This window comes from Lactimicrobium sp. (genome assembly GCF_036453465.1).
In the GTDB taxonomy this organism is placed as follows: domain Bacteria; phylum Bacillota_I; class Bacilli_A; order Erysipelotrichales; family Erysipelotrichaceae; genus Bulleidia.
Map to the genome: position 1 here is coordinate 56,655 of NZ_JAZHUW010000009.1, position 6,477 is coordinate 63,131.

A 6,477-nucleotide genomic window follows, 5' to 3' on the forward strand; every position below is an offset into this window, starting at 1 on the left:
CTGTCAGACTGTAATTTCAAGAGTCGCTGAGTAATCGATGACTGTTTCTCCTGTCTTGAACGGGCGATCCATCGCAACATTCATTGTGATCGCAGCTCCGCTTGCCGGAGCCTCCTTGAAGTGAATGTATCCGTCCTGAACCTTGCCAAGGAAAGGAACCGCTGCCGGATCTGCACTGAAATCCACCGTCGATGTATCTGCTGTGGTTTCCAGTTTCCAGTAACGTCCCGTCGCATCGAAGTCCTTTTCCAGAACCGTGTTTGCGGCCTTTGCTTCTGAGAAAACTTCTGTATAAGTCTCTCCGTCGGTAGAAACACTTAACGTGAAAGTTGCCGCCGTAAAGGAAGCGGGGAGTCTAAACTTATTGAGTTCATAAGAATCACCCAGATCAAAGATCACTGGGTTGCCTTTATAGATCCGGGAGACAAATTCCGAATCCTTGTAATTGGAATACCAGCCATTGGTGTTTCCGAAATCCGTCGGATAGTTGGAAGGCCACTTGTAGAGGGGCCTTGTGAAGAGGCCGACTCCGGACCGGTTTTTCTCCCGGTTGCCGCCGGATGCTTTGGCTCTTGCAAAAGGTGTCAGCTCCTGCAGCATTTCATGGTTGTTGTCATTGATAACCGTGTAATCTACGCCACGAGTTAGAGTATTGCCACCCACGGTAATAGAATCCGTGTCCTTCACAAAATAACTGAACGGGCAGAGAAAATCTTTCGTTGTTCCGTCGCCGGTACCCACCGGATATCCGGTGATCGTATAATTCGGCACAAGCTCGGAATTGGGAAGTTCTGCATAGCAGACGCCACCGATCAAGATGGTATTGAAGTACACCGGATAATCAAGCAGTGTTGCAGGCGCACGGAAGTCAAACTTAGCTGTCCGTTTGCTGTCTGCATAGGAATTGCTGCTCTGCGCTTTTCCGTAGCCGTAGCAGGAGTTCGTGCAATAGTAGCTGCCATAACTCGTGCCGATGTACGAATAGGTGCTTGTCATTTCGCCGTCGCCGATAGCCGCATTGCTGTTCGTGCAGAGCTCCAGAAACAGCGATCCAAGATCGCCCCAGCCTCTTTCTGTTTCCTGTCCCTCGTCATCCTTTGCTTTTTTCATGTAGAGCTGAGTGTGGCGGACAGGCACTGCGATCCAAGGACTGGATGCAGAGAGTGTCATGGTAATTCTGGCAGTTACGATCACGCGGGTGAGATCATCCTTTTTAATCGTGATCGGGTTGCTTTCGGCGTCCTTGATGAGGGCATGGGTGACAACCGTTGAGCTTACCAGAACGCCAAGCTCCGTGATGGTTCCGACATGGTCGGTATCCGGAGGAACTTCGCCGACCAGCGTATGGATGGCAGCTTGTTTCTCTTCATCAAGCGAAACGGTCTTTGTGCAGGTGATATCCCAGAGCTTTGTAAATACGTCAGTATCTGAGCTGGCCGGAGTTCCCGTGCCGGAGCCAAGACGGACTCCGGTGAAGTTGAAGCTCACGTTCAGCATGTTCGAGAGAACCACATTTCCGAAGTGGTATTCTTTTTTCTTGCCGCACCGCTCTACGGTGACGGTATATTCGTTTTGAAAACGGATCTTACATTTACTATCCATCTTATCCTCCTTAGATCGGTGCGTCGCTCGTCATGTAAGTCTTGATCTCTGCGGTGACAGAAGCTTTAAGCTCTCCCTCATCGGAGACGGTCATTTTTGTTTCCTTTACCTGTCTTGTGATAAAGGAAGAAGTCATGGCTGCGTGAAGGGTTCCTTCATCTGGCTGGATGCTTGCCTGATTCTGAACCTGATGGGTTGTGATAGCAGAAGTTGCGGCAATGTGAATTCCTACCGTTTCTTCGATTTCAATATTCTTAACAGTGATATTTCTCTCAATGGTCCAGCTGAAGCTCTGGTCATAGAGTAAAAGACGGTTTACACCATTTCCGTTCGACAGGTAAAAGGGTGTATCTTCTGCAGAAATATCAACTTGCAATACAGCTTCCTTGGCTCTTGTAGCCGCCACTTCATCTTTCGTGGTAATCACGAGATCCGTACCATCGAGACTTAAGGTATAGCTATTGCCAGAGAGCTCTTTGCCGTTCAATGTCACTGTGACGGCACTTCTATAGGAAGAATCAAAGGCTTTGATATCATACGGATACCGGATACGGAAAACTTTCTCCGGAGCAACCGGGTCGTCAAAGAGCACGGCCTTGCCCGTAAAATCAATCGTATCGCGATTACGGAACATGCTGATGCCGATCTTATTGTTGTCATTAAAGTCTGCATTCTCCGGATAGACGGACTGGCCGACATAAGTTCGTCCGGTGATCATCCAGTGATTTTCGGAAGCGCTCGTCAGTTCAAAGCTTAGGCGATAGTCATTGAGACGATGCACATTGGCTTCCAGCCATTCCGTTCCTTTCCCGATCTCTGTTTCATTGGACCAGATCTTCGTCTTGGTTTCGGTATTCAGCGTGTACTGACGATAAAAGACAGAGCCGTCCGTCTTTACATAGAGAAGAACCAGTCCCTGATCCTGTTCCGGATACATTTCCGAACTGTAGCCTTTGCAGGCATGGACGGATTTCACACCTTCTGCGGCGACAAATCTTGTCGTTTCATCGTCACCTTTCTGGGCATAAAGGGTTCTTGTCGTTTTATCCGTAATCCAGAAGATCCACGGCTGATCATCTGTTTCAATCGTGAACTTCTCGGCTCCGGTCCGAAGAACCCAGGATCCATCAAACTCAATGGCAGCATTCAGTGCTTCTCCGGGTGTATAGACACCTTCCCATTTAATGACACTTTTTGAAGAGGACTTGTATTCCCGGCGGCTGATGAGAAGTTTCCCGTTCTCGATTCCGGCACACCAGATCTGATCTGGGCCGTCTGATTCGGATAGCTGCCGCATGGAAATATCACGAATGTCCATGCCGATTTCATCGACAGCCTCTGCGAAGTTTCCAGCGTTAATGGTAAAAAAGATACCTCTTGGCTGAACTTCAATCGTGCCGATTGTGCACTGAACACTGATAAGCGCCTCATGATTTCCGGCCACTCGATGAAGGTAGGAGTGAGGGATTCCGATGGTGCCATCACCGGCAGGAAGGTCATAAATCAGAGGAGAATAGAGCTCTTCAACAGTCGTATCGTAGACTCGGACGATCATCGTTGTGGACTGGTCCGTCCGGTAATGCATGAGAAAATGTCCCTCGACATCTGCTTCCTTGGAGATGTAGTAGGAGATACATCCGGCGATTCGTTCAGACTGGCTAAAGGATAATGTCCCGGTATTGTAATCGTAGAGCAGGCTGTTGATAGAACTCGTGATCGAATTCACTTCATCAACAAGGCCAGAGATGTCCTTATCGCTCTTACTGTTTCTGGTAATAAGAGCCGGATTCTTCCCGACGCCAGACATTTCATATTTCTGGTTGTAGGAGAACACGAACTTCGTCATACAGAAGAGCCTGTTATCATCTGCATGTCCACCTGTGAATCGGAAAACATCCATAAGGTCATAGGCAGGGTTCCCGATCATTTCAGCCTTGAACGGCACATACTGAATACTGCCAAGAGCTGTGAGGATGCTTTTCCGCATCACGTCTACATCACCGTTCTGCAGAAAGGGATTCTCGCCAAGGTTATAGGTCAGGGCATCATCAGTATCTTCTCCGTAGTATTTTGTTTCCCGAGCAGCGATATCCACGCAGGAAAGTCCGGTGTACCTTGTCACATAATCGCCGAAGGTACAGCCGGTAAACCGATGAGCCGCATCAATCGTATCGACCGGAATCTGATCGTAGGGACGAAAGATGATCTTTCCTTCACGGTCTGCAAAAACGTTACAGGCCACAGCCTGCGCAACCCACGAGAGGAAGGTTCTCCAGCTCTCGATGTTGTTGTCAGCATAGAGACTGAAGGTCATATTCCCGTTTGCAAAGGAAGCAAACTCCTCTGCAGAAGTGCCAAGTTCCAGATCGCAGGAGCGGCAGGCGATAGAGGCGAGCCGGTAGGCGGTCCCCGTCAGCGTCGATGCGGAAAAACTCCGGTCAAGCTTTGACATGTTGTCATAGGCTGTGATTTCAACTCCGCTGTTTCCCCAGTTCGCTTCCGAGATGGTAAACACGCCAAGCGGAATGTCCTCATAGCTTCCATCCGCAAGACGCATTCCGAAGAATGGACGGATACCAGCATCCTTTAAGGCGTAGCGCTCATCCTCCATGCCTAGAAGCGTTATTTTAAGCTCTGCGATATACACCTGACCGATTAGGACCTGCGTCTCATCCGAGCACTGGTTTGTAATGGAAAACGAGCCCGAAAGGATGTGGGAATCATCAAATACCGTGTTTCCGATGGTTCCCCGCATCCGATAACTCTGGACAGGCCGCTGCATGGCTGCTTTATACTGTTCACTTACTTTGTACATGGCAGCCCTCCTCCTTTAAAATTCCTGCAAATCAAAATTCACGGTATAAAGTCCGTTCGTGCATCTAGTCTTTTCCGAGTTCTTCTCAGGACCGGTTTTGAAATTTCGCATCCGCATTGTCCGGGTCTTATAGTCCTGTGTTTTCAGGTCATATAGCTTCACCTGAATGGAATCCTTGTCCCGGAACTCAGCGAACTTTGCAGCCCAGCGGCTGGAACATTTAAAAGAAGCAGAAACGGAGAGCTTGTCATATCTTGTGACAATCACCTGATCCGTTCCTGCCTCGGTTTGATTGGTATTTTCGATAACAGCGTAGCTTTCTTCCCAGCTTTCCGGAGTGAATAGCTTAACGTCATCGAAATAAATCGGATATTCGCTCAGCATTTATCTCCCTCCTGACCGGTAGTTCACTCGCTGCTGTGCTTTTACGACCAGTTCCTCGATTCGTTCATTCCCGATATAAACCGGGATCACGATATCTCCCCCGCCAGCTCCGACAAGGGCTCCCTGCACAATCTCAGCCAGTTTGTCAGTACCGACGACTGCTTCCTGCCCGGCTTCACCACCACCGAGAAGTCTGCCACCTGCAGCGCCGAAGATGGTGGGGCTGTTTAAGATGTAGGCATCGTCCATGGCCTTCTTGTACCAGTCAACTGACAGATGCGGCACAGAAGGAGGATTCAAAGAGAGACTGCCACTGATGGAGAAATGTGGAAGTTTGATATGCGGAAGCTGGAGATGGCATCCGGCGAAGAATCCTTTGATTCGGTCAAGACCGCCGCTTACGATGCCCTTGGCGTTTTCAATCATCGAGGAGAAGGCTCCCTTGATATCGCCAAGTTTGCCTCGGGCAGCAGATAAAGCATCACCGAGTTTGCCGCCAGTCAGATCATTGATCTTGGAAAATCCTGCTTCCCAGATCGATTTATAAGCATCCACAGCTGTCCCGATGATGCCTTTGATGCCGCCGCCATGTGATTCAACGGAAGACTGAATGGCATCCCAAGTGGTCCCGGTTTTGGTCTTTACCGTATCCCATGCAGTGCTGATGGTCGTTTTGACATTCTCAAAGGCAGTGCTGGCTGTTGATTTAATGCCATTCCATGCACCGGAGAGGGTAGTGGTAATTCCACTCCAAGCAGAAGATGTTGCTCCACTGATTGTAGTCCAGGTATTTCCGAGGAAGTCGGAGATGCTGGTAAAAACCGTCGTTGCCGTAGTGCTGATTCCACTCCACAGGCCGGAGAAGAAACCACTGATTCCATTCCAGACCGTTTCCGTTGTGGATTTGATTCCGTCCCAGAGCCCGGAGAAGAAGTCACCGAGCGCACTGCCGACGGTTTTTACACCATCACAGACCGTAGACCAGACTCCGCCAAACCACTCGGAGATTTCTCCCCAGTGTTTCACGATCTCAATGACGCCAATCACTGCTGCAACTACAGCCGCGATGATGGTGATGATCGGAAGAATCGGAACGGAGACCGCACCGATTGCCGGGATCACGGTACCGGAGATAAAACCGACAAAGGTACCAAGCGTCGAGGTGATTCCACCGATTGCTGAGACAACCTTTCCAACACCGACAAGAACAGGACCAACCGCGGCAGCAATGAGCGCTGCTTTTACGATGGCTTCCTGCATGCCCGGGGATAATCCGTCCCATGCATCCTTGAGTCCGGTCACCACGTCTTTGATCTGCGTCATGGCTTCAGTGATCATCGGTGCAGAAGCATCGACGATTTCTGCGCCGAGGTCTTTCAGGTTGTTCATCACAACCGTCATCTGATCCAGAGGATCCAGCGTTTCGTTGAAGGTATTCTCTACGGATCCTGCATAATCCCCGAGAGTAGAGGACAGGTCATCGAGTGAGAGCTTGCCACTCTGCACAGCGTTATAGATGGCACCACCAGCACGAGAGCCGAACAGGTCGTATGCTGCTTGCAGCTTCTCCGTGTCACTCTGGTTGCTGTTCATCGTTTTGGAGAAGTCCTTCAATGCATCACTGAGGGATTGACCATTCTTCGTTGCAACCTTCTGCGCTTTGGTGAGGCCAGTGA

The 6,477-nt window shown here is 49.8% G+C and carries 4 protein-coding genes; all 4 read right to left on the reverse strand.

The window, feature by feature from the left end; all coding sequences use genetic code 11:
• Positions 1-3: 3 nt before the first annotated feature.
• Positions 4-1,602: a discoidin domain-containing protein gene (locus tag SOI44_RS03835; RefSeq protein ID WP_331347911.1), complete on the reverse strand. Its 1,599-nt coding sequence runs from the start codon at positions 1,600-1,602 to the stop codon at positions 4-6.
• 10 nt (positions 1,603-1,612) lie between these two features.
• A complete protein-coding gene (locus tag SOI44_RS03840) occupies positions 1,613-4,417 on the reverse strand; it encodes a hypothetical protein (protein WP_331347912.1) in 2,805 nt (934 codons plus the stop codon).
• A 15-nt stretch (positions 4,418-4,432) separates the two neighbouring features.
• Entirely contained in the window at positions 4,433-4,801 is a 369-nt protein-coding gene (locus SOI44_RS03845) for a hypothetical protein (RefSeq protein ID WP_331347913.1), read from the reverse strand.
• On the reverse strand, positions 4,802-6,477 hold a 1,676-nt coding region (locus tag SOI44_RS03850; RefSeq protein WP_331347914.1), incomplete at its 5' end, for a phage tail tape measure protein.

What these genes read in the sequence shown, in the direction of transcription:
- SOI44_RS03835 (WP_331347911.1), bottom strand. Translation starts at nt 1,602, where the DNA reads ATGGATAGTAAATGTAAGATCCGTTTTCAAAACGAATATACCGTCACC.
- SOI44_RS03840 (WP_331347912.1), bottom strand. Translation starts at nt 4,417, where the DNA reads ATGTACAAAGTAAGTGAACAGTATAAAGCAGCCATGCAGCGGCCTGTC.
- SOI44_RS03845 (WP_331347913.1), bottom strand. Translation starts at nt 4,801, where the DNA reads ATGCTGAGCGAATATCCGATTTATTTCGATGACGTTAAGCTATTCACT.